The 26,995-nt window shown below is 64.7% G+C and carries 25 protein-coding genes; 14 read left to right on the forward strand and 11 right to left on the reverse strand.

Features of this window, described 5'->3' with window-relative positions:
• Both C265_RS21045 and C265_RS21050 read right to left on the reverse strand, forming a co-directional pair.
• Window positions 1-377, reverse strand: a 377-nt coding sequence (locus C265_RS21045) for an IS256 family transposase (RefSeq protein ID WP_010809915.1), incomplete at its 3' end; no start/stop codon positions are given.
• 93 nt (window positions 378-470) lie between these two features.
• Complete coding sequence (locus C265_RS21050) at window positions 471-962, reverse strand: MarR family winged helix-turn-helix transcriptional regulator (protein WP_010809916.1); 492 nt, start codon at window positions 960-962, stop codon at window positions 471-473.
• A 120-nt stretch (window positions 963-1,082) separates the two neighbouring features.
• On the opposite strand from C265_RS21050, the gene C265_RS21055 reads away from it, so the two are divergent.
• The 6 genes from C265_RS21055 to C265_RS21080 all read left to right on the forward strand — a co-directional run bounded on the left by C265_RS21055 (window position 1,083) and on the right by C265_RS21080 (window position 7,180).
• Window positions 1,083-2,165 (forward strand): cupin domain-containing protein, encoded by a 1,083-nt coding sequence (locus tag C265_RS21055; protein WP_081050282.1) that lies wholly within the window; start codon window positions 1,083-1,085, stop codon window positions 2,163-2,165.
• A gap of 34 nt (window positions 2,166-2,199) precedes the next feature.
• A complete protein-coding gene (locus C265_RS21060) occupies window positions 2,200-3,066 on the forward strand; it encodes a fumarylacetoacetate hydrolase family protein (protein ID WP_010809918.1) in 867 nt (288 codons plus the stop codon).
• Between the two features lie 24 nt (window positions 3,067-3,090).
• The gene (locus C265_RS21065; RefSeq protein ID WP_010809919.1) at window positions 3,091-4,302 is read left to right on the forward strand and encodes an FAD-dependent monooxygenase; all 1,212 of its coding nucleotides are present in this window, start codon (window positions 3,091-3,093) and stop codon (window positions 4,300-4,302) included.
• A gap of 127 nt (window positions 4,303-4,429) precedes the next feature.
• Window positions 4,430-5,425 carry a 3-keto-5-aminohexanoate cleavage protein gene (locus C265_RS21070; protein WP_010809920.1) on the forward strand — a complete coding sequence of 332 codons (996 nt, stop codon included), beginning with the start codon at window positions 4,430-4,432 and terminating at the stop codon, window positions 5,423-5,425.
• Window positions 5,422-6,147, forward strand: a complete 726-nt coding sequence (locus tag C265_RS21075; protein ID WP_010809921.1) for a DUF6081 family protein — start codon at window positions 5,422-5,424, stop codon at window positions 6,145-6,147. Before C265_RS21070 ends, C265_RS21075 begins: the two co-directional genes overlap by 4 nt.
• Before the next feature lie 40 nt (window positions 6,148-6,187).
• Entirely contained in the window at window positions 6,188-7,180 is a 993-nt protein-coding gene (locus C265_RS21080) for a 4,5-dihydroxyphthalate decarboxylase PhtD (protein ID WP_010809922.1), read from the forward strand.
• A 17-nt stretch (window positions 7,181-7,197) separates the two neighbouring features.
• Here C265_RS21080 and C265_RS21085 read toward each other — a convergent pair whose 3' ends face one another.
• Window positions 7,198-7,725: a MarR family winged helix-turn-helix transcriptional regulator gene (locus C265_RS21085; protein ID WP_010809923.1), complete on the reverse strand. Its 528-nt coding sequence runs from the start codon at window positions 7,723-7,725 to the stop codon at window positions 7,198-7,200.
• A gap of 140 nt (window positions 7,726-7,865) precedes the next feature.
• Between C265_RS21085 and C265_RS21090 the strand changes: the two genes are divergently transcribed.
• From C265_RS21090 to C265_RS21125, 8 genes are all read left to right on the forward strand, one after another.
• Window positions 7,866-8,942 carry a homogentisate 1,2-dioxygenase gene (locus C265_RS21090; protein ID WP_010809924.1) on the forward strand — a complete coding sequence of 359 codons (1,077 nt, stop codon included), beginning with the start codon at window positions 7,866-7,868 and terminating at the stop codon, window positions 8,940-8,942.
• Between the two features lie 67 nt (window positions 8,943-9,009).
• Window positions 9,010-10,659 carry a DUF1302 domain-containing protein gene (locus tag C265_RS21095; protein ID WP_010809925.1) on the forward strand — a complete coding sequence of 550 codons (1,650 nt, stop codon included), beginning with the start codon at window positions 9,010-9,012 and terminating at the stop codon, window positions 10,657-10,659.
• 17 nt (window positions 10,660-10,676) lie between these two features.
• On the forward strand, window positions 10,677-12,059 hold the full coding sequence (locus C265_RS21100; protein ID WP_010809926.1) for a DUF1329 domain-containing protein: 1,383 nt from the start codon (window positions 10,677-10,679) through the stop codon (window positions 12,057-12,059).
• A 34-nt stretch (window positions 12,060-12,093) separates the two neighbouring features.
• A complete protein-coding gene (locus C265_RS21105; RefSeq protein ID WP_010809927.1) occupies window positions 12,094-13,155 on the forward strand; it encodes a YCF48-related protein in 1,062 nt (353 codons plus the stop codon).
• Window positions 13,156-13,176: 21 nt separating this feature from the next.
• The gene (locus C265_RS21110; RefSeq protein WP_010809928.1) at window positions 13,177-15,618 is read left to right on the forward strand and encodes an RND family transporter; all 2,442 of its coding nucleotides are present in this window, start codon (window positions 13,177-13,179) and stop codon (window positions 15,616-15,618) included.
• A 35-nt stretch (window positions 15,619-15,653) separates the two neighbouring features.
• On the forward strand, window positions 15,654-16,565 hold the full coding sequence (locus C265_RS21115) for an SDR family oxidoreductase (RefSeq protein WP_010809929.1): 912 nt from the start codon (window positions 15,654-15,656) through the stop codon (window positions 16,563-16,565).
• A gap of 24 nt (window positions 16,566-16,589) precedes the next feature.
• Window positions 16,590-17,312 (forward strand): DUF6081 family protein, encoded by a 723-nt coding sequence (locus C265_RS21120; protein WP_010809930.1) that lies wholly within the window; start codon window positions 16,590-16,592, stop codon window positions 17,310-17,312.
• A gap of 276 nt (window positions 17,313-17,588) precedes the next feature.
• On the forward strand, window positions 17,589-17,774 hold the full coding sequence (locus C265_RS21125; protein WP_010809931.1) for a UTRA domain-containing protein: 186 nt from the start codon (window positions 17,589-17,591) through the stop codon (window positions 17,772-17,774).
• Between the two features lie 113 nt (window positions 17,775-17,887).
• Here C265_RS21125 and aspA read toward each other — a convergent pair whose 3' ends face one another.
• The 8 genes from aspA to C265_RS21160 form a co-directional block, all read right to left on the reverse strand.
• A complete protein-coding gene (aspA, locus tag C265_RS21130; protein ID WP_010809932.1) occupies window positions 17,888-19,321 on the reverse strand; it encodes an aspartate ammonia-lyase in 1,434 nt (477 codons plus the stop codon).
• A 511-nt stretch (window positions 19,322-19,832) separates the two neighbouring features.
• Window positions 19,833-21,536, reverse strand: coding sequence for a SulP family inorganic anion transporter (locus tag C265_RS21135; protein ID WP_081645144.1), 1,704 nt, complete (start codon window positions 21,534-21,536; stop codon window positions 19,833-19,835).
• Window positions 21,537-21,952: 416 nt separating this feature from the next.
• Window positions 21,953-22,081 carry a hypothetical protein gene (locus C265_RS33090; RefSeq protein WP_256333822.1) on the reverse strand — a complete coding sequence of 43 codons (129 nt, stop codon included), beginning with the start codon at window positions 22,079-22,081 and terminating at the stop codon, window positions 21,953-21,955.
• Window positions 22,082-22,135: 54 nt separating this feature from the next.
• A complete protein-coding gene (locus tag C265_RS21140; RefSeq protein ID WP_231881343.1) occupies window positions 22,136-22,552 on the reverse strand; it encodes a DoxX family protein in 417 nt (138 codons plus the stop codon).
• Between the two features lie 82 nt (window positions 22,553-22,634).
• Entirely contained in the window at window positions 22,635-23,087 is a 453-nt protein-coding gene (locus tag C265_RS31685) for a hypothetical protein (protein WP_011615461.1), read from the reverse strand.
• 183 nt (window positions 23,088-23,270) lie between these two features.
• On the reverse strand, window positions 23,271-23,837 hold the full coding sequence (locus C265_RS31045; protein ID WP_010809935.1) for a hypothetical protein: 567 nt from the start codon (window positions 23,835-23,837) through the stop codon (window positions 23,271-23,273).
• Complete coding sequence (locus tag C265_RS32980) at window positions 23,834-24,184, reverse strand: DUF2252 family protein (protein ID WP_371258370.1); 351 nt, start codon at window positions 24,182-24,184, stop codon at window positions 23,834-23,836. Before C265_RS32980 ends, C265_RS31045 begins: the two co-directional genes overlap by 4 nt.
• Before the next feature lie 89 nt (window positions 24,185-24,273).
• Complete coding sequence (locus tag C265_RS21160) at window positions 24,274-26,988, reverse strand: HAD-IC family P-type ATPase (RefSeq protein WP_081645146.1); 2,715 nt, start codon at window positions 26,986-26,988, stop codon at window positions 24,274-24,276.
• Window positions 26,989-26,995: the final 7 nt, after the last annotated feature.

The raw sequence follows: 26,995 nt of genomic DNA on the forward strand, positions 1-26,995 counted from the left end.
TACATGGCGATGATCTTGTCATCGAACCCAGTGAAGCGCCGTTCGTGCTTGGGAATCAGGATCGGATCGAAGCTGCCGTCGCGGTCGCGCGGGATGTCGACCCGCAGCGGGCCATCCTCGGTTAGAACGGTCTTGGCGCTCTTGCCGTTGCGCTGGTTGGCTGTGCCAGCCGGGCGCTCCGCGCCCGGCTGGTAGCCCAAGTGATGGCCTAGCTCGGCGCCTAGGGCCCGCTCGATCAGGGCCTTCTTGAATGCCATCGAGGCGTCCTGAACCGCTTCGGCGGTCATCGGACCCTTAACGAAATGAGCGATCAGGTCCTCGGGAATAGCCGGCAGTTCACGGCCTGCGGCTTGGCTGGTCTTCGTCTTGCGTGGCATACATGCTCCTTGGCGACATGTTATGCCCTAAACACAAAATTTCTGACAGGTCCGGACAGGATGGCGGAAGTATGGTCTTCTGTCGCGGCGTGATCAAAGTTCGGGACGGCGCGCGGGCGGCGGTGACACCGGCACCCGGCTGTTCTCGCTATTGGCCGCCACCACGCGTTGCAGCAAGGCGACGAACAGTGCACGCTCCGCCTGATCCAAACCTGCCAGCGTGCGGGCCTGGGCGCGCTCCGTGCCCGGGTAGATGTCCTGCAGCAGCGCCGCACCAGTTGCCGTCAGCGAGAGCAGCTTGGTACGCCGATCGGCGATGCCCGGTGAGCGCGAGATCAGTCTCTTTCCCTCCAGTCTTTCCACCACACCGGCAATTGTGGTGCGGTCAAAGCCGATGGCGTTGGCCAGCCTGAGCTGGTCGATGCCCGGATAGGCGCGCACCGCCGCCAGCGCAGCATATTGCACGGGCGTGGTATCGAAGCCACCGGTCTCTTCGTGGAAAAAAGAGGTGGCAATCTGGTGCAGCCGGCGGATGAGATGGCCCGGCTTGTTGTAGATCAGTTCGTCGAGATTGGATTGGTCCATCTTGCCCTCTTTGCGGATTGGTCCGGCAGGTGGGATCGACCCTACCCTGACGTTTACCCCAGTGGATATGTGAGGCACGCTGATTATCATACATGCATTGATTCGATATAGAACGATTCGATGCAAATGATAAATCAGGCCATCCCCTCGAACACACAGGGCCGGAATGCCGGCGAGGCTGCCTCGTTGCCCGAAGAATTCCGCGCAGCGCTGCTCGATCACGCACTGGCTCCGTTGTGGGACTTCCTCAAGGGGGCGCTGCCGCACGGCCGCCCCGCGGGTGTTACGCGTCCGCACCGCTGGCGCTATGCCGATGTGCGTCCGCTGCTGCTGGAAGCCGGGCGCCTGGTGCCGGTTGCGCAGGCCGAGCGCCGCGTGATCGTGCTCAGCGATCCTGGCCGTGGCCCGCATGCGATGTCGGCGACGGGCACGCTCTACGCGGGCATCCAGTTGTTGCTGCCCGGCGAGACCGCCCCCACGCACCGCCATTCGCCGAGCGCGGCGCGCATCGTCATCGAAGGCCGTGGCGGCTTCACCATCGTCAACGGGCAGCGCTGCGAAATGGAGCGCGGCGACATCATCCTCACGCCAGGCGGCCAGTGGCACGACCACGGCCACGACGGCGAGGGTCCGGTGACCTGGCTCGATGTGCTGGATCTGCCGGTGTTCACCGCCGCGGAATCAGCCTATGCCGAGGGCGGTCATGCCGGCTGCAATGCCGAAGAGCCCCTGATGACGCTGACGTCCGAACTGCTGCGCCAGGGCTTGCGGCCGCCGCAGGCCTGGCGTCGCGAGAATGCCTATCCGATGCTGCGCTATCCGTGGCAGACCGCCAGGGCTGCGCTGGAGCGGCTGGCCGCTGCGACAGGTCAGGCCTGCGCGGAGCTGGCCTACGTTAACCCCGAGACCGGGCAGGACTGTCTGCCCATTCTCGGCTTCACGGCGATGATGATCGGCGCGGGCCAGCACTGGCAGGCGGTGCCCACGTCGGCCAGCACTGTGTTTCACGTTGTCGAGGGAAGCGGCGAGAGCCGAGTCGACGATCACGTTTTCGACTGGAGCGCGGGCGACACCTTCAGCAGCACTACGTTTGCCTGTGTCTCGCACCGCGCCACGCACGGGCAGCCTGCCTTCCTGATTCGCGTTGACGACGCGCCCCTGCAGAAGAAGCTGGGCTTCTTCCAGGAACGCCAGCTGGCCTGAACAGCACCGATCAATCCTTCAACCTGCCTGCACCATGCGATTTTGCCGATTCCAGGATGACCGGGGCGAGCGCCTCGGCATCGTCGAGGACCACTTCGTGGCGGATATCTCGCCCGTCCTGGAGATGCTGCCCTCACACCGCTGGCCATTCCCCATGGGCGATTCGCTCGTTGCGCACCTGCCGCTCATTCGCGAGCACGCGCCGCGCCTGCTGGATGCGGCACCGCGCCGCGCCTTGTCCGGCCTGTGCCTGCTCAGCCCGGTGGCCAATCCGTCAAAGCTGGCCGCGGCGCCGGTCAACTATCTCAGCCACCTGGCCGAGGCGCAGGCCGATCCCGCAACCTTCCACGCGCACCAGTTGCAGCGCATCCAGGAGGTGGGGCTGTTCCTCAAGGCATCGAGTTCACTCGCCGGTCCAGGCGAGGGCGTGACGCTGCGCCACACCGACCGCCGCAACGACCACGAACTGGAGCTGGCGGTGGTCATCGGCCGCACCGCGGACCGTGTTTCGGTGGACCGTGCAATGGACCACGTAGCCGGCTATGCCATCGGGCTGGACATGACAGTGCGCGGCCCGCAGGAGCGCTCGTTGCGTAAATCGATCGACAGCTATTCGGTGCTTGGCCCGTGGCTGGTCACCGCCGACGAGATCGCAGACCCGGCGAACCTGGAGCTGGAGTTGCGCGTCAACGGCGAGTTGCGCCAGCGGGCCAACACACGTGATCTGGTGGTCGGCATTCCGCAGCTGATTGCCTGGGCATCGTCCTACTACACCCTGCATCCCGGCGACGTCATCTACACCGGCACCCCGGACGGCGTGGGGCCGGTGGTGCCTGGGGACCTGATCGAGGCCAGCATCGAAGGCATCGGCGCCATGCGTGTCCCGGTACGCGCCGCCTGAGTTCACCGCACACGGATATCTTTCATGAACGACAGCAACAAGATCCAGACCTTGATCGTGGGGGGCGGCATCGGTGGCCTTGCCACGGCGCTCGCCCTGGCCCAGTCCGGCCGCACGGTGCACGTGCTCGAGCGCGCTGCGCAGTTCAGTGAGGTTGGCGCCGGCCTGCAGCTGGCGCCCAACGCGTCGCGCATGCTCGACCGCCTGGGTGTGCTCGATGCCGTCTGGCAAAGCGCGGTGTTCCCGCGCCAGCTGGTGTGGATGGATGCGATGAGCGGCCGCCGGCTGACCGCGCTGGACCTGGGTGCCAGCTTCCGGCAGGCCTATGGCTATCCCTACCTGGTGATGCACCGCAGCGACCTGCTCGCCGCGCTGCTGGACGCGTGCCAGCGCGACGCCCGCATCACGCTGGAAACCAGCCGCGACGTGGTGGCGGTGCAGGATCTGGGCGACGGCGCCGAGGTCCGCTGCGCCGACGGCTCGGTCTATCGCTGCAAGGCGCTGATCGGTGCGGACGGGCTGCACTCCACCGTGCGCCGCATGATTGCGGACGACGGCGCACCGGTGTGCTCGGAATACGTGGCCTACCGTGGCACCCTGCCGATCGAGAAGATGCCCCAGCATGCCGGGCTGGACAACGTGGTGATGTGGACCGGCCATGACATGCACCTGGTCCAGTATCCGGTGCGCCGCGGCGAGCTCTATAACCAGGTGGCAGTGTTCCGCAGCTACCGCTTCGATCCGTCCACGGACGACTGGGGCACGGTGGACGAACTGGAGGCGCGCTTCGCCAATGCCTGCGCACCCGTGCGCGACGCGATCAGCCTGATCCACACCAACCGGCGCTGGCCCATGTACGACCGCGATCCCATCGCCGACTGGACGCGCAATCACATTGCCCTGCTGGGCGATGCCGCTCACCCGATGCTGCAATACCTCGCACAGGGTGCGGCCCAGGCCATCGAGGATGCGGGCACGCTGGCCGATGCGCTGAACCGTCACGCCAGCGACGTGCCGGGCGGCCTGCTGGCCTACCAGCAGGCCAGGCGGCTGCGCACCGCGCGCGTGCAACTCACGGCGCGCTGGTTCGGCGATTTCATCCACCTCGGCCATATCGGCGCCGAGGTGCGCAATGCGCTGCTGTCGGCGCGGGAAGACAACAGCTTCGCCCCGGTGGACTGGCTGTATGCGCCCCGCGCGGTTGCCGCCGACGCGGCCACGATGGGGAGGGTCTGAGCCGACCGACTCCGGCAACCGCTGTATCCAAAGGAGCCGAAATCCAATTATCGGAAGTGGAAGTTTTTGGTTCTCCGGAACGAACGGGCCGGAGAACCACCCATCAGCCAACAAAACGAGGTGAGCTATGCAGGAAGGAATTTCGTTGTGGGAAGCCGCGAAGCGCGAAATGGACGACTACCAGTTCGTTGCCGGGGCGGAGCTCCAGCCGAAGTGGGAGGTGCCGTCTGAGATCGCCATCAACGTCGCCGTGTCAGGCCGCTTCAGCGATAGCCAGGAAGAGGGCCATCCGACTTCCATCGAAGCCTATGTCGATGCGGCCTCCGAAGTCATCGAGGCCGGCGCTTGCGGCGTGCATATCGATTTCTCGATGGTCACCGATCGCCAGGGACGGCGCCTGGACCGCGACGTTCCGCCGGTGGATGCGTACGGCGCCGTGCTGCGCCCGCTGCGCGACCGTTTTGGCCATGAGTTCGTCGCCAACCTGAACGTGCTCAACGGCAGCACGTTCGATATCTGCATGAGCCCCGCCCGGGCCGGGCTGGCGGAAGTCGCGCCGTGCGCCGCGGGACACCCGGATGCCTTCATGGTGCCGGCGGTGCGCACGCTGGAACAGCACGGTGTCAAGCCGGAGATCGTGATCCACAGTTCCGGCGAGATCGAACTGGCCAAGCGCAAGCTGATCGATACCGGCATCCTGAAGGGCCCTTACAACTGGATCATCCTGTACGGGCTGCCGTTCAACGTCGGCCGTACGCTGATCTCGGGCACCTGGGCCAGCAACGCGCAGGACATGGCTCGCCACATGTTCATGATGGTCGACCAGATCCGCCAGATCGATCCTGCCTCGGTCATCACCGTCTGCGCCGCGGGACGCTCCACGCTTTACATGACCACGCTGGCCACCATGATGGGCCTGAACATCCGCGTCGGCACCGAGGACACGCCGTGGAAATACCCCAACAGCGATGTGCGTCTGCGCGACAACCTGGAGATGTTCCGCATGGCCCGCGACATTGCCGAGCTGCATGGCCGCCGCCCGGCCAGCGCGGACGCCTATCGCCGCATGATCGGCAAGCCCGCCCGTGCAGGCGTGGCAACCGCCGCGCAGGTGCCGGCATGACGTCCCGCCCGCTGGACGGCTTGCGGACCGGCGCGCCCGATCCGGCAGTGTGGCAGGTGCTGGAGATGCCCATGCCGGACGGCGGCATGTGGCGCTACGAGGAGCCCGGCGCGCGCGTGCAGGCCGAAGGCGGCGTTCTGGAAATACAGGTGGACAGGTTCACGCGGCAGCACGCGCTCATACCGATGTTCGACAACCCCAAGCATTTCCTGGTCAAGCGCGAGGCGCTGACGATCGCCGAAGGCGGCGTGCTCACCATCGGCTGCGAGATGGCGTGCGAGAACCACAACGGCAACCCGGATGACCTGTTCGATGGCTTTGCGGGCTTCAATGTGTGCGACCTGGCCAACGGCATGGTGTTCGACTTCATCATCTCCGGCACGCAGATCGGCGTGGTGCATGAGCGGCTGCCAATCCCGGGTGTGACGCCTGCCGGCGGCGACTGGCTGCACGTGGTGCAGTCGCCCCTGCTGGCACAGAACCACCCGGGCGAGTTCCATCGCTACGAGATCACCCTCGACCGCCCGGCACGCACCTGCACGTGGCATGTGGATGGCAGGCGCATGTATGCCGTGCGCAATATCGTGGTGGATATCGGCAGCGTGGTGGTGGGGCTTGGCCTGTTCACGCTGAAGCCGGCCGTGGCGGGCGTCGGCAGCGTGTCGAACCACGGGCAAGGCGCCAGCGGGCGCTGGCGCAACCTCTGGGTCCGCTCTGCATGAGCAGCGGGCGGAACGGACTTACGCAAAGGCGAGATCTGATATGAGCAAGCTGAACCTGTCGCTGGCAATGGGCGACTACGACCGCACGCGCGCACTGCTGGACGGGCGGGTACCGATCGATGGTGTCGACCCGGTCTTCCTTGCGCTCGATCCGGAAGAGATCTTCTTTCGTGCGTTCCGGCATGCCGAGTTCGATATCTGCGAGCTGTCATTGAGCAGCTTCACCGTCAAGACGGCGCGCGAATCCTGTCCTTATGTCGGCGTGCCCGTGTTTCTGTCGCGCGCCTTCCGGCACACCGCCATCTACATCCGTTCCGACCGCGGCATCCGCGAGCCGGCCGACCTGCGTGGCAAGCGCGTGGGCGTGCCGGAGTACCAGCTGACCGCCTGCGTCTGGGTGCGCGCGATGCTCGAAGAGGACTATGGCGTGCGGCCGGCCGAACTGCAGTGGATACGCGGCGGGCAGGAGCAGCCGGGCCGGGTCGAGAAGATCGAGCTTGCGCTGCCTGCCGATGTGCGGCTGGAGAGCGCGCCCGACGGCGCGACGCTCAACGCGATGCTGGCGGCGGGCGAGATCGATGCCCTGATCGCGCCGCGTCCGCCCTCATGCTGGGTGCAGGGCCATCTCGGCGTAGGCAGACTGTTCCCGGACCCGGTGCAGGCCGCCAGCGACTACTATCGGCGCACCGGCATCTTTCCCATCATGCACTTGCTGGGCGTGCGGCGCGAACTGGTGCACGCGCATCCGTGGCTGCCGGGCACGCTGCTCAAGGCCTTCGAGCGCGCCAAGGCGGTGGCGATGTCATCGCTGTCCGAGATCGCCGCATCCGCCATCACCCTGCCGCTCGCGCAGGAGACCATGCAGTTCATGCAGGGTCTGATGGGGCAGGACTACTGGAGCTATGGCGCGGCGCAGAACCTGCATACGCTCGACGCATTCCTGCAGTACCACCATGCGCAGGGGCTGTCGCCGCGCCGGGTGCGGGTCGAGGAACTGCTGCACCCTTCGACCCTGGAGGTGCATCGGGTATGACCGGCGCACCAGGAATTTCAGTCGTTCACTTCGCTGAGGCTTGGCGCTGCCGTGTGCAGGTTTTCCTCGATGCGCACCATGACCTTCAGGAAGCTCTTGAGCTCGCGCTCGGAGACACCGTCGACGGCGTGCTCAAGCAGCGCCGTGATCGCGGGCATCAGCCGCTCGACCAGGGCGCGGCCCTGGTCGGTGATGAACACAAAGCTGCGCCGCCGGTCCTCGGTGTCGCGCACGCGCTTGACCAGGCCCTGCTTTTCCATGCTGTCGAGCGCGGGCACGGAGGTGGTCGCGGCCAGCCCGACGCGCCGGCTGAGTTCCAGTTGCGTCAGCCCGTTCTGCTCCGTCAGCACGCGCAGGTAGTACCAATGCCCCACCGAAGCGCCTTCGTCAGTCATCAGGGCTTGCAGGTGGCTGGTGAACAGCCGGTGCAGGTCGCGCACATGCCAGGCGATGCTGCGGCCGCCGAGATCGAATACCGGAGGGTGGGTTCCGGCAGGCTCCGGCTTGCCGGCTTTCGTGGTGGGCTTGGTTTGGCTGGTGGCCACGCTTACATTCTCCGCTTTGTCAGGCGAGGCGAGTTTACCATCACCCGCCGGCAAGGTCTGGGAAGCAAATCATCCGTTGTCGAACCAAATGGATTCGACTCCGTATTTGTCCGAAGCACAACGTAAGAAGGAGGGGTAGCGTGAAAGACAACCGATTCGGGCCGGCGCCCGGCGATGGCGACGCGGCGGGGCAGGGCGAGCTGTGGACGCGTGACGGCTTCAACGGCACCTGCTCGATGGTATTGCGCCCGCACTACGCGCCGGCCTACCTGTCGGCACAGGGGCCGCACGCGCCGCGCCGCTTCCAGCTGGACAAGCTGGCGATGTCTCACGGCGATGATGCGCTTGCCATGCCGGTGCCGGTTGCCAGCTCGCGCAAAGGGGTGCAACTGAGCGCCGCGCACCAGGATCAGGGGGCCTCCGTTGTGGTACGCAACGTCGAGGCCGACGAACTGCATTTCGTGCACCGCGGGGAGGTGCGATTCGAAACCGATTGCGGGGTGCTGGACGCGCAGGCCGGGGATTTTGTCTGCATTCCGCGCTCGGTGGCCTACCGCACGACGCCGCAGGGCGGCCCGGCGTGGCGGTTCATCGTCGAAAGCCCCTCGCCGCTGCGCCTGAACCCCCAGACCCCGTCCGGCATGATCAACTTCGCGCGCGACGTGCACTACGCCAGGGTTGAACCGCAACAAGACGGCCACGTGCCGACAGAGGTGACGCTGGTGCTGAAGGCCGAGGATGGTCCCACGGTGTTCCGGCTGCCGCAGGACCCGCTGCGCGCGGTGGCGCACGTGTACGGGAACGTGCCGGTGTGGAAGGTGAACCTGGCCAACGTGCAGGTCGGCACGTACCTGCCGCATGGCGGCCCGCCGTTCCAGTTCATCACCTCCGACGACGGCGAGATCATGATCTACACGCTCTGCGCGCGCACCACGCAGCGCCCGCCGATCCATGTCAATGCCGATTTCGACGAAGTGATTCTCTACCACGCCGGTCCGGGCGCATGGGGTGACGTGAGCGAGCCCGGCACGGTGAGCTGGGTGCCGAAGGGAGTCATCCACCAGGGGCCCAGCGAGAATGTGCCGCAAGGCTACCAGGCATGGCTGCTGGAGACGCGGCCGACGCTGCGCCTTACGCCGGTAGCGCTGGAGGCATCCGCACTGCTCGATACGCGCGAGTACGGCATCCATCCGAGCGAGGCGGCCATGCAGCGGTAAGCGCCCACAAAGCGGGGAGCCGCCGCCGATACGGCACACACAAAAATAAAGTAGCGAGGAGACCATCTTGAACGCCAACACCTTCCAGGCCCGCGCCGCCAGCGCGCTGGCCCTGGCCTTGTGCGCACTGCCCGCACCGCCTGCACATGCTTTCCAGATTCCGACCGATAACGAAGACCTGACGATCCGCTGGGACAACACCATCAAGTACAGCGTGGCCCAGCGCCTCAAGGACCGCTCTGCCACCCTGACGGCCGATGCCAACGCCGACGATGGCGACCGCAACTTCCGCCGCTGGGGGCTGATCTCGAACCGGGTCGACCTGCTCTCGGAGTTCGACGTCAGCTACCGGAATTTCGGCGTGCGCGTGAGCGGCGCGGCATGGTACGACGACGTCTACAACCGCGGCAACGACAACGACTCTGCCGCCACCGCCAACGCCGCATCGGTGCCGCACGACCGCTTCCCCAGCGGTACGCGTACCATCAACGGCCGCAATGTGGAGCTGCTGGATGCCTTTGCCTTCGGCAAGGTCGAAGTGGGCGGAATGCCCGTGAGCATGCGGCTGGGGCAGCATTCGGTGCTGTACGGCGAGAGCCTCTTTTTCGGCAACAACGGCATTGCGGCGGCGCAGTCGCCGATCGACCTGGTCAAGCTGCTGTCGGTGCCGAACACACAGTTCAAGGAACTGATCCGGCCGGTGCCACAGGTCTCAGGGCAAGTCCAGGTCACGCCGAACCTGGCCGCGGGCGGCTACTACCAGTTCGACTGGGAGCGCAACCGCCTGCCGGGCGTGGGCAGCTATTTTTCCGCTGTGGATATCCTCGACGCCGGTGGCGAGCGCATTCTTGCCGGTCCCGGTGCGTACTTCAGCCGCACCGGCGACATCAAGGCGAAGTCGTCCGGCCAGGGCGGTATGCAGCTGCGCTACCGTCCGCGCGGCCTTGATGCGGAGTTCGGGCTTTACGCGGCGAATTTCCACTCCAAGGATCCGGTCGTGTACACCAGCTTTGCCGGGCAGGACCTGGCTGCCGGCAAGCTCGGCCAGTACCAGCTGGTGTTCCCGGAAGACATCAAGGTGATCGGCACCAGCTTCTCCACCACGCTGGGCACTGCCAACGTGGCTGGCGAGCTCTCTTACCGGCACAACATGCCACTGGTCGCGCGCGGTGGCTCGGTGTTCGTGCCGCCCGGCATGAGCGCCAACAACGCCGGCAATCCGCTGTACCCGGTGGGTGACACCTTGCATGGGCAGATTTCGTGGATCAACCTGCTGCCGCCCACGGCGCTGTGGGAGGGCGGCAGCATCGTCGGCGAGATTGCGTGGAACCGGCGCCTGGGCGTAACCCGCAATGCCGGCACGCTGGACCCCAACGCGACGCGCGATGCGGGGGCCATCCGCATGGTGTTCCAGCCCGCCTACTACCAGGTCATCAACGGCCTCGACATCAACGTGCCGATCGGCATTGGCTACGGCCTGTTCGGCAAGTCGTCGGTGCTCAACCCAGGCTTCGGCGTGCATCGCGGCGGCGACCTGAGCGTGGGTGTCAATGGCGTCTACGAGCAGGTCTGGAACATTGGCCTCAACTACACCCATTACTTCGGCCCGGCCGCGACCGTGCTGACCCCGCCGAACGCCGCCAGCCAGGCGTATTCCTACGGCCAGACTTTCAAGGACCGGGATTTCGTGTCGCTGACGATCCAGCGCGCGTTCTGAAACAGAGGAGACAATTGATGAAGCCCTTTTCCATCGTGACCATCGTGACGCCCTGGCTCGCCGCAGCCATGCTGGCGGCGCAGCCCGCGCTGGCCATGGTCAGCGCGCAGGAAGCTGCCGCGCTCAAGTCCACGCTCACGCCCTTGGGCGCTGAGCGCGCAGGCAACAAGGACGGCAGCATTCCCGCATGGACGGGCGGGCATACCCAGATGCCGCCGAACTACAAGAGCGGCGATCCGCCGCCCGACCTGTTCGCTGCCGACAAGCCGCTCCTGAAGATCGACGCGAAGAACGCCGCGCAGTACGCCGACAAGCTCAGCGAGGGCGTCAAGGGACTGCTGAAGAAGTATCCCGACACATTCAGGCTTGACGTCTACCCGACCCGGCGCACGGCGGCCGCGCCGCAATGGGTTTACGACAACACCTTCCAGAACGCCACCCGTGCCCGCACTACCGATAACGGCCTGTGGGTGGAAGGCGCCTATGGCGGCATTCCATTTCCGATTCCGAAGAACGGCAACGAGGCCATGTGGAACCACAAGCTGCAATGGACGGGCGAGACCATTTCCAGCTACTTCGTGAACTACGTCGGCACGCCGGACGGCAAGCTGATCATGGCCACTAAGGGCTACAACAAGTCGCAGTACCCGTACTACGAGAAGGGCGGTGCCGTGGACAAGTTCACCGGCGAGTCGCAGCAGCTGCGCATCTTCACCACCGAGCCGCCGCTCAAGGCCGGTTCGCAGTTCTTGCTGGTCGATGCGGTAAACCGGCCGCGCCAGGCCTGGGAATATCTCACCGGGCAGCGCCGCGTGCGCAAGGCGCCCACGCTTGGCTACGACACGCCGGACGACATCAATTCCGGCCAGAGTTACTTCGACGAGGCCTTTGTCTTCCTGGGCGAGCTGGACCGCTACAACTGGAAGCTGGTTGGCAAGAAAGAGATCTACATCCCCTACAACAACAACAAGGTTTACCAGAAGGGCCTTTCGCTTGAACAGCTGCTGATGCCGCATCATGCCAACCCCGATTCGATGCGTTGGGAATTGCATCGCGTCTGGGTGGTGGAGGCCGAGCTGGCGCCGGGCAAGCGCCATGTCGTGCCCAAGCGCCGCCTGTATCTCGATGAGGACACCTGGGCCGCCGTGCTGGGCGAGGGCTGGGATGCACAGGGCCAGTTGTGGCGCGTACAGGTCGCCATGCCGTATGTGGTGCCCGAGGGCCCTTTCGTCAACGCCACCAGTTCGTGGTGCATCTACAACCTGCTTTCCGGTGCCTACCTGGCCGCAGCATTCCCGGACTATGGCAGCCCCGGCTTCCGCTATCACTACAAGCTGCTCGACCGCATTCCTTCCAGCTACTTCTCGCCAGAGGCCCTGGCCGGCGAGGGCGTGCGCTAGCACGCCGGCGATGGTCCACGTGGAGACGAATGCCATGTTTGCATGCACGAAAACGCCGCGGCGGCGCGGCGCGGGCCGCCTGGCCCTGCTGCTGGCTGGCGCCGCCACGGCGGCCGCGCTGGTGCAGGGCGCCGCGGCGGCGGGCCCGGTACGCGCTTTCCGCCAGGATGCGGCGCTGGTTGGCGTGGCGAGCGCCGGCACGCGCCTGGTGGCGGTAGGCGAGCGCGGCACGGTGGTGCTGTCCGACGATGGCAGCCGGCACTGGCGCCACGCTAGTGCGCCAACCGATGTCACGCTCACTTCAGTCCACTTCGCCACGCCGCAGGAGGGCTGGGCAACCGGCCACGCCGGCACGGTGCTGCACACAGCCGATGGCGGCCTCACATGGTCGCGGCAGCTTGATGGTGAAGCCGCCGCCCGTCTGATGCTGGCAGCCGCGGGGAAAGATCCCGCCCGGCGAGCCGAGGCGCAGCAACTGGTGGAGGACGGGCCGGACAAGCCATTCCTCGACTTGTACACGGCCGACGCCAGCACTGCACTGGTGGTGGGCGCCTTCAACCTTGCGTTTCGCACCACCGATGGCGGCAGGCGCTGGGTGCCGTGGCAGGACCGGATTCCCAATCCCAAATCGCTGCATCTCTATGGCATTGCGGGAGCGGGGCGCGACCTGTACATCGCGGGCGAGCAAGGGTTGTTGCTGCGCTCGGCCGATGCTGGCGAAACCTTCCGGCCGCTGGTCTCGCCATATCGGGGCACGTTCTTCGGCGTACTGGTGCAGGCCGATGGCGGCGTCATCGTCTACGGCCTGCGCGGCAATGCCTTCCGCTCGACCGACCAGGGCGCGAACTGGTCGAAGCTGGCACTCGGCACCACCGCCGCAATCACCGGCGGCGTGGCCCTTGCAGACGGCCGGACAGCGCTGGCGACCCAGGCCGGCGAACTGTTCGTGAGCGAGCTGGTGCGCCCGGAGGCCTTCGTGCGCGTGGTGCCGGATCATCCGCAACCCTTCGCCGGCGCAGCGCAGCAGGGCGACCGGATCGTGCTGGTGGGCGCACGCGGCAGTTCGGCGGTGCCAGCAACAGCCGGCAGGCAGTGATGCAAACCGGAGTTTCCTCTCATGCATGAGAAGCTTAGCAAGGCATGCCAGGCCGACTGGCAGGTAGTGCAGCATATCCAGGATTTCGACGCCGGCTCGGGCTCGGTGGTCGAGCGCCTCATCTTCAATCACCGCGCCTGGATCGTGGCGCTGTGCGTCATCGTCACCGTGCTGCTCGGCTGGCAGGCGATGCGGGTGCAGCTGAACGCCGACTTCGAGAAGATGATTCCGGCCGCGCATCCGTATATCCAGAACTACCTGCAGAACAAGGCGGATCTGAGCGGTCTGGGTAATTCGGTGCGCGTCGCGGTGGAGACGCGTGAAAGGACGATATTCGATGCCGGGTATCTGGACCGGCTCAAGAAGATCAACGACGAGCTCTTCCTCATTCCGGGTGTCGACCGCGCCTACCAGAAGTCGCTCTGGACTGCGAACACGCGCTGGCTAGGCGTGACCGAGGAGGGCCTGGAAGGCGGCACGGTGATTCCCGACGATTATGACGGCTCGGCGCAGACCGTGGAGCAGGTGCGGCGCAATGTGGAGCGCTCGGGCGAAATCGGCCAGCTGGTCGCGGGCAACTATCGGTCGTCGATCATCTTCCTGCCGCTGCTGGAGCGAGACCCCAGGGACGAACAGGCGCTCGACTACAAGCGCTTCTCGGATGCGCTCGAAGCCGTGCGGCAGAAGTACGAGACCAGGGATATCCGCATTCACGTCACCGGCTTCGCCAAGGTGGTGGGCGACCTGATCACCGGCATCGGCGAGGTCATGGTGTTCTTCGCCCTGGCCGTGGCGATTGCCGCTGCGGCGGTGCTCTGGTACACGCGCTGCCTGCGCAGCATGCTGCTGGTGGTGCTGACATCGCTGCTGGCGGTGGTCTGGCAGCTTGGGCTGCTGCCGCTGCTGGGGTATGCGCTCGATCCCTACTCGGTGCTGGTGCCCTTCCTGGTGTTTGCCATCGGCATGAGCCATGGCGCGCAAAAGATGAACGGCATCATGCAGGACATCGGGCGCGGCATGCACCGGCTCGTGGCGGCGCGCTATACCTTCCGGCGCTTGTTCATGGCGGGGTTGTCCGCCTTGCTGTGCGATGCAGTCGGCTTCGCGGTGCTGCTCGTGATCCGCATTCCGGTGATCCAGGAGCTGGCGGTAGTGGCAAGCCTGGGCGTGGCCATTCTGATTTTCACCAATCTGGTGTTGCTGCCGGTGCTGCTGTCATACACCGGCGTGGACGCGAATGCGGCCGCCAGGGCGCTGCGCTCGCAAGACACCCCGGCACAGGTCGGCGGTCCGTGGCGTTTCCTGGAGCGTTTTACCACTGCGCGGTGGGCCCTGTCTGCATTGCTGCCGGCAGCCGTGCTCGGCCTGGGCGGATATCTGGTCAGCCAGCATCTTCAGGTAGGCGATCTCGATGAAGGCGCGCCGGAACTGCGCGCAGACTCGCGCTACAACCGCGATGACCGCTTCATGAGGGCCAACTACGCAGCCAGCAGCGACCTGCTGGTGGTGATGGTGCGCACGCCGGACGGGCACTGCGCGGACTACGCCACGCTCAGGCAGGTGGATGCGCTCGAGTGGCAGCTCAGGCAGCTGCCGGGCGTGGAAGGCACCAACTCGCTGGCGCTGCTGGCGCGCCGTATCGTCGCGGGCATGGCCGAGGGCAGCCCGAAGTGGTACGAGCTGGTGCAGAACCAGGCCACGCTCAATACGGCCGCCAACCGATCGCCACGCGAGAGCTTCAACCAGGCGTGCAACCTGCTGTCGCTCTATGTCTATCTGCAGGACCACCGCGCCGAGACGCTGGCCAGGGTGGTGAGCGCGGTGGAAGCCTTCGCCGCATCGCACGACAGCCAGCACGCACGCTTCATGCTGGCGGCGGGCAGCGCGGGGATCGAGGCGGCCACCAATATTGTCGTGCGGCAAGCCAGCCGCGAGATGCTGTTCTGGGTCTACGGCGCGGTGATCGTCCTGTGCATGCTGACATTCCGCTCCTGGCGCGCGGCAGTGTGCGCTGTGGTGCCGCTGGTGCTTACCTCGGTGCTGGCCGAGGCACTCATGGTGGCGCTGGGTCTTGGCGTCAAGGTGGCGACGCTGCCGGTCATCGCACTGGGCGTCGGCATAGGCGTGGACTACGCGCTTTACATCATGACGATCGTGCTGGCCGAACTGCGTGCCGGCGCCAGCCTGCCGCAGGCTTACCGGTGCGCGCTGCGCTTCACCGGCAAGGTGGTGATGCTGACCGGCGTGACGCTGGCAATTGCCGTGGCCACCTGGACGCTGTCGCCAATCAAGTTCCAGGCCGATATGGGCGTCCTGCTCGCCTTCATGTTCCTGTGGAACATGCTCGGCGCCCTGATCCTGCTGCCGGCGCTGGCATGGGTGCTGCTGCCGGAAGGCAGGGCCGGAAGATCGCCGGTGCCCGTTGATGCAATCGCCAACGGCGCATCCGGCGCCCGGCACTGAAATCCAACACCAACACATAGAGAAGAGGAGCGGTAATGAAAATCATGGTGACAGGCGGTACCGGCACGACCGGCAGCCGGGTGGTGCGCGAGCTGCTCGTGCGAGGCGTGCAGGTCAAAGTCCTGACGCGCAGCGCGGAACGCGCCAGGGCGATCTCGCCGCACGTGGAGGCCGTGGTGGGCGACCTTCTCAGCCCCTCCGATCTCCGGCCGGCGTTCGAGGATATCGATGCGCTCTTCCTGCTGCTGGCGGGCATCCCGAGCGAGGCGCACGAAGGGCTGACGGCCGTGGCGCTGGCACACGCGGCCGGCGTGAAGCGCATCGTTTACCTGTCGGTGCACCAGACCGCAAGGCCCCCGCGCCATGTGCCGCATATCGGCTCGAAGCTGCTGATCGAGTCGGTGATACGAGACTCCGGCGTGTCCTACACCTTTCTTCGTCCCAATGTGTTCATGCAGAACGACTACTGGTACCGGGACGCCTTGCTTGGGCATGCCATCTATCCGCAGCCGCTCGGTGACCTGGGCGCATCGCTGTGCGATGTGCGGGATATTGCCGAGGCCGCGGCCATCGTGCTGACCACCGATGGCCATGACGGACAGGCCTACACCATTGCCGGACCGGAGCCATTTACCGGCAAGCGTGCCGCGGCCCTATGGTCGGCCGTGCTGGGCAAGGCGATTACGTATGGCGGCCATGACATGGAGCAGTGGGAGCAGCAACAGCTCACCCATGGGGCCCCCCAGTGGTTCGCACTGGACCTGAAGATGATGTTCACCGCCTGGCAGACCGATGGCCTGGTCGCCACCGATGAAGAGCTCGACCGTCTTGCCTGTCTGCTCGGGCGCTCCCCGCGCAGCTATGAGGATTTCGTGGCGGAAACTGTCGCAGGTTGGCCTGTCGGCCAATCCCAGATCGCGGCCTTTGAAGGCCGCAGCTTTTCCTGACTTCAGCGCTACGGAGACCACGACATGCCAACCACCATTCTCGATCCATTCACTTCCGGGCAGCCGGCGCCGGAAACCTGGCGCACGCTTGAGTTGCCCGCCGGCGACGGCGCTACCTGGACGTTTCGCGATCCCGACCTGCAGCTGAAGGCCTCGGACGGCGTGCTGGAGGCGAGCATCGAAACATTCCGGATCCGGCATGACCACGTGCAGATGTTCGACAACCCGAAGCTGCTCATGGTGATGCAGAAGCCGGTGCCGCTCTCGGAGACGGGCGGCACGACGATTTCATGGGAGATGGCCTGCGAGAACCACAACGGCAATCCCGATGACCTGCTCGATGGCTTCGCCGTTTTAAGCCTCGGGGATTTCGAAACTGGCATGGTGTTCGATTTCATCATGTCGGGAAAATGCATCGGCGTCGTCTATGAGCGACTCGCTTTGCCGGGCATCGTACCCACGGGCGCGGACTGGATCCATGTGGTGCAGTCCCCGCTGATGGCGCAGCCCCGTCCAGGCGGGTTTCACCGGTACGAGATCCGCTTCGACCGGAAGGCGCGCGCTTGCGAATGGTGGCTGGACGGCAAGCGCATGTATGCCGTGTCCGATATCCCGGTGGAGGTCCGGAGCGTCACGCCTGGCGTGGGGCTGATGACGCTCAAGCCTATCGAAGGCGGCAAGGGCAGCATCTCCAATCACGGGCAGGGCGCCACCGGACGCTGGCGCAACCTGGCCGTGCATAGCTGACACATGCGTTGGCGCCCGCATCCGGAAGCCGCTTGTGCCGCTGCCGAGGCATTCGCTCCATCTCCCGCGCCAGCAAATGCCCTGCGCGGTTGACGGTAAAAGCGACGGTAAGGCCTGAAGTCGATCTCAGGCATCCCTTTAACCACGCGGCTTTTGGCGGCCTGCTGATGATAGAGTGGGAGTGATCCGGCGTCCGGCATAGACCGGCACCAAATAGCAAGAAACTAGCTTTGAGCCCGCGTAACTGCGGGCTTTTTCTATTCGGAGTCCCGCACGATGCGCGCGGTTGCGGTCAGCGACCGGCACGTCGCTGACGCGCTCAGGCTGGAGCCTGGAGCCGCGGCGCCGAAGATCGTGCGGCGCTATATGGATGCGGCGGGCGAGACCTTTGAAGTCTCGGTGACGGTGCATCCCGCCGACAGCTTTTCGGTATCGATGCGCTTGCAGCGCTCGTCGGGCTAATAAGGCCGCCACTTGCTGCACAGGGCTTGCTGCACGGGATCGCAGGGCGGCGGGACTTGTATCCTGGAGCCGGACCGGCGGGCCAGTCTTCCCATTGAAGCGGGCTCGGGTTGTCATCGGACAAACGACTTCCCATGCAAGTCCAGCGGCACCGGCTGGGTCAGCGTCTCGGGGCGCAGGATGCGGTCGAGTTCCTCTTTCGACAGCAAGCCCTTGCGCAAGACGATTTCATAGACGCTGCCGCCCGTGGCGTGCGCTTCCTGCGCAACGGCGGTCGCGTTCGCATAGCCGATGTAGGGGTTGAGCGCCGTCACGACGCCGATCGAGTTCTCGACCGTGGCGCGCAGCCGGTCGGCATTCGCGGTGATGCCTTTGACGCAGCGCTCGGCGAGCGTCAGACAGCCGTTGCGCAGATGGCTGACGCTCTTGAACAGACTGTGTGCGATGATCGGCTCGAACGCATTGAGCTGGAGCTGGCCGGCCTCGGCCGCAAAGCTGACAGTGACGTCATTGCCGATGACTTCGAAGGCGATCTGATTCACGACTTCGGGGATCACCGGATTCACCTTGCCGGGCATGATGCTCGAGCCGGCCTGCATCGGCGGCAGGTTGATCTCGCCCAGGCCAGCGCGTGGACCGCTGGATAGCAGCCGCAGGTCGTTACAGGTCTTCGACAGCTTCACGGCAACGCGCTTCAACACGCCGGAGAGCTGCACGAAGGAGCCGCAGTCTTGCGTGGCCTCGATCAGATTGGGCGCGGTCTCCAGCGGGATGCCGGTGATCTCGCGCAGGCGCCGCAGCACCACCGGCGCATACGACGGATGCGCGGTGATGCCGGTGCCGATCGCGGTGGCACCGAGGTTGATCTCGCAGATCAGCATCGCGGCTTCGCGCAGGCGCGCCTCGTCTTCTCCGAGCATCACGGCGTAGGTGCTGAATTCCTGGCCGAGCGTCATCGGCACGGCGTCCTGCAACTGGGTGCGGCCCATCTTGATGATGTGAGCGAACTCGTCGGCCTTCGCCTCGAAGGCCCGTCGCAGCACCGCCATGGCGTCCACAAGACCGGCGATACCGAACCACGTAGCGACCTTCAGCGCGCTCGGGTAGACATCGTTGGTGCTCTGGCCGATGTTGACGTGCTCGTTCGGGTGCAGGTGCTGGTACTCGCCCTTCTGATGGCCGAGCAGTTCGAGCGCGCGGTTGGCGATCACCTCGTTGGCGTTCATGTTGGTCGAGGTGCCGGCGCCGCCCTGAATGACATCGACGACGAACTGGTCGTGCAGCTTCCCGGCAATCAACTCCTGGCAGGCGCCGACGATTGCGTCGCAGCGCGCCTGGTCGAGCAGGCCCAGCTCATGGTTGGCCTGCGCCGCGGCCTGCTTGATCGCAGCCAGCGCCTTGATCAGCTCCGGGTAGATGGAGATCGGGGTGCCTGTGATAGGGAAATTCTCGACGGCGCGCAACGTATGCACGCCGTAGTAGGCCTGGACAGGGACTTCACGGTCACCCAGGAGGTCATGTTCGGTTCTGAAGAGTCCGGCAGTCATGGTTACGCTCCTCGCGTAAATTGGTTTCAGCACTATGGCCGAAGTCTAGGGAATCGGCCGTGCCCGGAGCGCGTTCGATGCCAAGATTTCATGAAGTGTCGCGGCGCAGCGCATGGTTATGCAGAAATCGCATAAGTGCGCGGCGCTTGGTGACACTGCGCATCCGACAGCTGTTCGGATCAGGTCTTCCACCGTCTTGGAATGGACGCCTGCGCCGTAGCGGTGCCGCTGATGCTGAAGCTAGTATTTGACGATGTCACGCCGGGGCATGATCGTCATCGTCAGCCGCCTGCGTGCCGACGAAGCACGGCTGCTGAAGCTGCTTTCACAACGAGCCAGGACGGCATGGGGCGTCCCGAAGCGCTACCCTGCCGGGGACGCATGTCACGCGGAACACCTCTGCGAGCGGCTTGCCGTTGACTTCGAGGGAGAGGGCGGCCGTGACGGCGCCCCGGGTGGCGCTGCCGGCGGCGTCTTGGGCGTTGGCCACCGATGGCAGCTTCAGGCCACCCTAAGCAGGTTCCCACGTCTGGCCCAGTGACCGGACGCACTCATCCACGCTCAGTTCATGCAGTGACTCGCGCGGCAGCGTTTCGCTGGCCGCGCGTGTCAGGACAGCCAGCACGGGTGGCTTAAGCCGCACCAGCAGCAGGCGCTGGCCTTTGGCGGCCACCTCGGACGCGAAAGTATGCAGCGCCTCGATCGTCGAGCCATCGATGTCCGGCGTCTCCTCCATGCTGAAAACAAGCGTATGGAGCCCCGGCCCGGCTGCCTCGCGCAGGTGTCGCGCCCTGGCCAGCATGCGTTCCGCATTGGCGAAGAACATCGGCGCTTCCGGTCGAACGATCAGCACGCCCGACAGAGTCCGGGCTTCAGGGTGAGCCGCGATGTCAACGTAGTCGTGGCTAGAGCCAAGGCGCCCCAATTCGCTGACTCTTGGTTCGGAGAAGCTACGCAGTGTCAGCATCAGGCTGATCCCGATTGCCACCAGCAGTCCGTCGAGCACGCCAAGCAGGACCACGGCGACACATGCGGCAACCACCAGCAGCCGGTCGCGGCGCCATGTCCAGTAGGGCCTGAATGCATCGAGACGCAACGTATGGCTCACGGCATGTATCACGATGGCCGCGAGCACGGGTTCGGGCGTGCGTGCAAGCTGCGGCAGCAGCGCGGCAACAATCAGCGCGATGACTGCTGCGGCGCACCAACCCGCCAGGCGAGACTGTGCTCCGGCTGCTTCATTTGCAGACGTGGCGGAATAGCCCGCCCCGACTGCCATGCCATGTAGCAAACCGGAGCCAATATTGGCCAGACCCAGTGCGACCAGGTCGCGGTTGGGTGAGGTCACATCACCGTACTTGAGCGCAAAGCTGCGGATCGAGCCGTACGATTCCGCATACAGGATCAGCACCAGCGCGAAGGCGAGCTCGCCAACGCGCAACCACTGTACGCGCTGCAGGTCGGGCAGGCCGATGGTGACATTTGCCAGATCAATCGTGCCCACTTCGGCAATGCCGTAGTGCGACAGATCGGTGGCATAGGCTGCTGTGATGCCCAGCACGATCACCACCAGCGGTCCCGGCACCCGCCGCAAGCGCGCCAGCGCGAACAACAAAGCCAGCGCCGCCAGGCACGCGGCGAGCGCATTGACGTTCCAACCCGCCGATTCGTGCAGGAACTGGTAAGTGAAACGTGGCAGGTCGCTGTGCGTCGGGTGGATCCCGGCGATGCTCGAAATTTGCCTGAGGATGATAATGACCGCTAGTCCGAATGTGAAGCCGCGCAGCACCGGCTTGGCAATGAAGTCGGTAATGCCGCCCAAACGCGCTATGCCCGCCAGCACCAGGAAGACACCGGCCAGCGTCACGAACCCGGCGGCGAGCGCCAGGCGCAGCGCGGCATCGGCACCGCTCGTCGACAGCGTGGCCGCGGCCAGCACCGCAGCGGAAGATGAGGTGGCCGACACCACCGCGAAGCGGCTCGTGCCCACAATGCCGTATATCACCAGCCCGACTAGCAGGCCGACCAAGCCAGCTTGCGCAGGCAGATTGGCGATGCCGGCGTATGCAACGGCTTCCGGCAGAAGCAGACCGGCAATAGAGCAGCCGGCGATCACATCTCGCCCGAGCCGTTGGCTTCGTGTCAGCGCCACGTCATTGGCCCTGCCGGTATCCGGCGGGGTGGACGAACCGGGGGCATCAGACGCAGGACACATAGTCGATGTAGTTCGGGCGATCGGCGGTCCGCTTATTCTGCCACTGATAGATGCCATCGAAATGACTTCGGCGTCGTTGCACACGGAGCGCCCTTATGGCGACCCCGCCCCAACGATGCTCGCCAGCCAATCGAACTTGGTCCTTCCGTCCACAGAAGTTGTGAGTGCAACGTCTGAAGACTTGAACGTCCCATCCCTTTGGCTTGCTGACGAGGAACGCCACATGCAGTCAACCCTATTCCACCAGGCAATGGCACTGACCTTGGCGGCGACCGCCATGGCCCTGTGCCATGCGCAGGAATTGCCGCTCCAGGCACCGCGCAGATCCGCGAATCGGCCGGGATCCTTTATGTTTCCGGTGGCGTCGGCACGGAAGACGTGGCGCGCATGAAAATAACTCGCGCCGCGCTATAATGTCAGAATCCGCTTCCAGGACAATGCCACTGGGCGTGGATGCCCGCGCCCGGCGCCCGGGTCGTCAACCGCAACCACACGTGGCCCGCCTGCGCTTCGTCGAGGCGGTTCTTCTCTGCTTCGTTGCTCATGGCGATTCTCATCTCGCAAGGTGGCGGGCGCCAGGTGCGTACCGGGCAGCCATCTTATGGGACTCTTGCTTGCATACGTGACGATTCAATGGCGAATACCACCAGCATGCCGCCCAGGATTGAGACATTCTTCAGAATGTGGTTAAGCTGATTCATGAAGTCTGCGGGATCGGCGCGCCAGAAGCCATGGAAGATGATGGTGGTGGGTACCAGGAACAGTGCAAGAAGCAGCGCGCCCAAGCGTGCGCTCCAGCCCGAGATCAAAGTCAGTCCACCACCAATTTCAACTGCGATGGTTAGCACCAGCAGCAAATCCGGGCTCGGCAGTTCAGCGCTGGCAATCCACGCAGAATAGGCCGCGAAGCTGCCAATCTTCAGGAGTCCGGAAAATAAAAAAAGAGAGCCGAGAAGCGCACGACCGACAGAGTACGTTCGTGAAACGACCGTGGGCGCGAGTGACATAGTGGTCATGACCATCTCCAAAACGAAGAGCGGTTGCAGCCAAGAGCCAGTCCCCAATTAGGAGTCCCGCTCCTTTTCCTTGCCGGTGCCGTCATCCCAAGGGCGGACCACCTTGGCCGAGCGTGGCGAGCCGCCCGAGATAATCCGTGCAGCGGCCACTGACGGGCGAAGGATCGAACGGACGATTTTCAGGTAGCGGTGCGCCACCTTCATGAGTGCCGGGAGCTTGATCCGCTTCACGGTGCGGACGTTCAGTGCTCCCTGCACGCCGGATGGCCGCGATCAGCATGTGGCTCCGCGCCGCCAGCAAAGTCTCCTCAAATCGCGCCATTGCCTCTGACAGCAGATTCAACTCGACCTGGCTCTTGGCGTCGTCCGCCTTGCAAGCATCAATCTCGGTGTAGATGCGCTTGCCGAGCTCACGCACGAGAACAGGATCGAGCTGTCCTTGAGATGCTGCGTGACTCAGGTGAAACAGCAGGGTGATCAAGCCGTTCGGAGTGGAACGGGGTGGCGAAGCTGTGCTCATTTGTTGCCCCAACATTGCAGTCTCCACATTTGGCAAGCCACTGGCTATAGGATCTGAAAAATCCCGGAGTTTTGGCTACATCAAAGAAAAGATTGACAGGCCATTGGCCCGCAACGATGCGTGCCGGCTTCATATGCGTTTGGCTGTCACGACACGTGCGCCGCCTTGCAGCCGGTGCCCTTCGCAATGAGGCCTTTCTTATGTGGGAGTCGGGTACTGGGGCGTTCGTGTCCGTGCGTGCAGCCAGTCTCGTTCCAGGTGGATCAGGTTGAAAAGAAATGTGAGGTCCATCGGCTCGGCTTCGGCCGTAATCCATTGCTCGTGATCGACGTCTTGATAAATCAGCGTCAGGTAATAGCGGCCGTGAGGCAGTTTGAGGTAGACCAGGGGACCGTCCGAGACCAGCCGTAGCAGGCGGTTGCCCTGTTCGTTGACCAGGATCAGTGTGACGCCAGAAACGGGGTTGCCTTCTGAAGGATCCTGGAAGCTGAGCCGCACATTGAATTGGCCGGCGATAGCCTGCATTTGCCGCAAGCCTTCGCGCCCCATCCCGCCCGAGACATACCGGACGCCAGCGGATTGGTGGATTTCCGGCGGCGTTGGATGCGTTGCGAGGATCTGCGCGTGGAGAAGCGGTGCGGTACCAAGGAGCAGCGCGGCGGCAGCTGCACGCTCAACCTTGCTGGCGCGCATTGCAAGTGATCGATGGTGGCTAACGGGAGCCTGGAGGTTTTCCTCGTGTCCACGCTGCAGCTTCGCGGTCATGACAATCCTCCTTTGCGGCGCGCAAAATATCGCCCGTCTATTTTGAAGCGTAGCTCGCATGCGCACTGTCCCATTGATGCATCGCAAACGAGATACCAAATACATTCAGCCGCCTTCCCCTGGGAGCAGTACTCGGTGGCGAACTCGCGGATCGCGCCGTCAGAGGTTTGTCCTGGGCCCATGTAACCGGCGATCGTGGCGGCATTACCGGAACGGGCAATGCGCACGGACGAGTGCGTGTGCGCACACCCGGCCGTATTGCCTGAGCATGCGGTATCCCAGTTCTCGATGACCGCCGACAGCTTCATGTCGCGCACTGGCGTATATAGAAGCGGTGTCCCCTCCATGCCCTATTGGCTTCTGTGGGAAGAGCGGCGCCTGTGCTCCGTGGCCAACGGGGTGATGGAATTCTGAGTTGGCGAGCACCGGTCTCCCGCTACAGCTTGCACCGCCGGCTCCACCATTTGTCCAGCTCCACTGCAATCGTCAATGTGAGCGCGAGCGACAACAGTCCAGCCCACGTCGTAGCCGACACAGGTGTGAGACCGAGCGTGTCGCTTAGCCCGGGTATGTACATGGCAGCGATATGGAGTAACTGGGCAGCCAGTACGCTGACCACCAGCATCGGATTGGCGAAGACCCCCTGTCGGAATACGGAGTGGCGCTCTGAACGGCTACTAAACGTCTGCAAGTTCTCAAACAGCACAAACAGCAGCAGCAATTGGTTGCGTGCCTCGTTTAGGGGATAGCCGCGGTCGAGCAGCCAGTAGAAAGTTGCAAATCCCCCTACGCCCATGACAAGAGTCGAATAGCAGATGCGGCGGATCATTACGCGGTCAAAGATCGGCTCCCGGGGCTTGCGCGCCGGATATGACAGTTCGTCGCCTTCCGCATGCTCGGTAGCCAGAGCCACATCCTGGATGCCATTGGTCACGAGGTTGAGCCACAGCAGCTGCACCGGCAGCAATGGCATTGGCAGGCCCAGGGGAATCGCCAGCAGAAACAGAACCATTTCGGCCGCGCCCGTGGAAACCACCATGAAGATGACTTTGCGAATGTTCGCGTACGCCACCCTGCCTTCATTTATGCCGTTGACGATGGACGCAAAGTTGTCATCGGTGAGGACTATGTCTGCGCTTTCCTTCGCTACTTCGGTTCCCTTTCGGCCCATGGCCACACCGACGTGTGCGTGCTTGAGCGCAGGAGCGTCATTGACGCCGTCGCCGGTGACCGCCACGAAATGGCCGGTTCTTGCCAGCGACAGGACAATGGACAGCTTCTGATCCGGACTGACGCGGGCGTAGATGCGCGCACGGCGGGTCAGTTGGTCGAGTCCGTGCGGCCCCTTGCTCTCGGCCTGGCGCACCTGCTCGCCCGTCACGACCTGGTCCGTGGTAAAGCGCAGCCCCGCCCGCGCGCCAATTGCGCTGGCTGTCAACGGATCGTCGCCAGTCACCATCGCCACGTCGATGCCGGCGCTGTAGCAGCGTCGGATAGCGTCCGGGACCTCCGGGCGAACCGGATCCTTCATGCCTGCCATTCCCAGAAAGGTCAGGTTGACCAGGTGCCCGTGTCCGTAGGACCCGTCCGGCTCCGCATCAATCGTGCCTTCTGCGAACGCCAGCACGCGTAGTCCTTGCGCGGCCAGCGCTGCCTTTTCCCGAAGCAGTCCTTCGCGCCGGATCGGCACGGCATGGCCGCGAACGTCCGCCTGGTCGCACATGGCAATCAGAGTCTCGGGCGCTCCCTTGACGAACACGCGGATCGTCTCTTCGTGCCGGTGGAACGAGGCCGCGTACCGCAGGTCTGGCTCATACGGGATACGGGCCACCAAGGGGTACCGCTGTCGGATCTCATTGGCTACGGTGCCCCCCTTGTGCGCTGCGGCCAGCAGCGCCACGTCCACGCTGTCCCCGGTGCCAGTCCAGCCATCACGCTCCCTGGATAGTTGGGCCTCGTTTGGCAGCGCCGCGGCCCTTAGCAGGGCCGCTACCCGCGTTCTCGCGTCATGGTCGGTGGTGCCGGCGGCGCGGATCGTGCAGTTGTCCAGATCGTGTCCGACGTCGCAGCAAAACGCCGTGCCGTCGGGAAGCCGGATATCGGTGACGACAAGCTCGTTCATGGTCAGGGTGCCGGTCTTGTCGGTGGCGATCATCGTGCAGGATCCAAGCGACTCCACGGCGGGCATTTTGCGCACGATCACATGGGCCTTCGCCATCCGCCGCATGCTGATCGCCAGCGCCACCGAAATGGCGACGGGCAGTCCTTCGGGGATCGCGCTTACCGCCAGTCCGACCGACATCATGAACAGTTCGCGCAATGCCATGCCGCGCAGCATACCCACCAACACCAGCAACGCCACAGCCACGCCTACCGCCACCGCGATCAGTCGGGAAAAACGCTGGAGCCTGAGAATCAAAGGTGGCTGCGAGATGGATTCGCGGCCCAGTTCCCGCGCAATCCGGCCAATTTGCGTGGCAGCGCCAGTTGCCACGACGATGCCGTGGCCCCTGCCGCGGAGCACCACCGTGCCGGCGAAGGTCAGGCACTGGCGGGCGCTCGCTGGGGCGTTGCTGGCATCACATGCTGAGAGCTTGCGCACCGGCAGCGATTCGCCAGTCAGCAGGGATTCATCGCACTGCAGGTCAATGGCGGAGGTCAGTTCCAGGTCGGCCGGCACTCGGTTGCCGGCTTCCAGCACCACCAGGTCGCCCGGTACCAGCGTACTTGCATCGATCTCCTGCTGGATGCCGTCCCGGATCACCGTGGCACGGGGCTGCTCCATCCTGCGCAGCGCCACGGCCGCCTTGTCGGCCGTATGCTCCTGTGCGGTGCCGATGACGCCGTTAATCAGCAGTACTGCCCCGATGAACAGTGCATCCTTCAGGTCACCCAACGCGAGCGACACCGCTGCCGCGGCCAGGAGAATGTAAATAAGCGGACTGAGGAACTGGCGCAGAAACACCGCGGCCACCGACCTAGGGGCCGCCTGAGGCAGCACATTGCGGCCCACCTCGGCCAGCCGCGCATTAGCCTGCGCGGTGGTCAGGCCGGGTGGGACATGTCCCGGATCGACGCGATCCCGGGTGCCGGAATGTTCTTCGTGAGATCGGGGGCGATCCGTTTGCAACGCGCTGGAGCGATTTTGCATGAGGTTT

The organism is Cupriavidus sp. GA3-3 (assembly GCF_000389805.1).
Lineage (GTDB): Bacteria > Pseudomonadota > Gammaproteobacteria > Burkholderiales > Burkholderiaceae > Cupriavidus > Cupriavidus necator_D.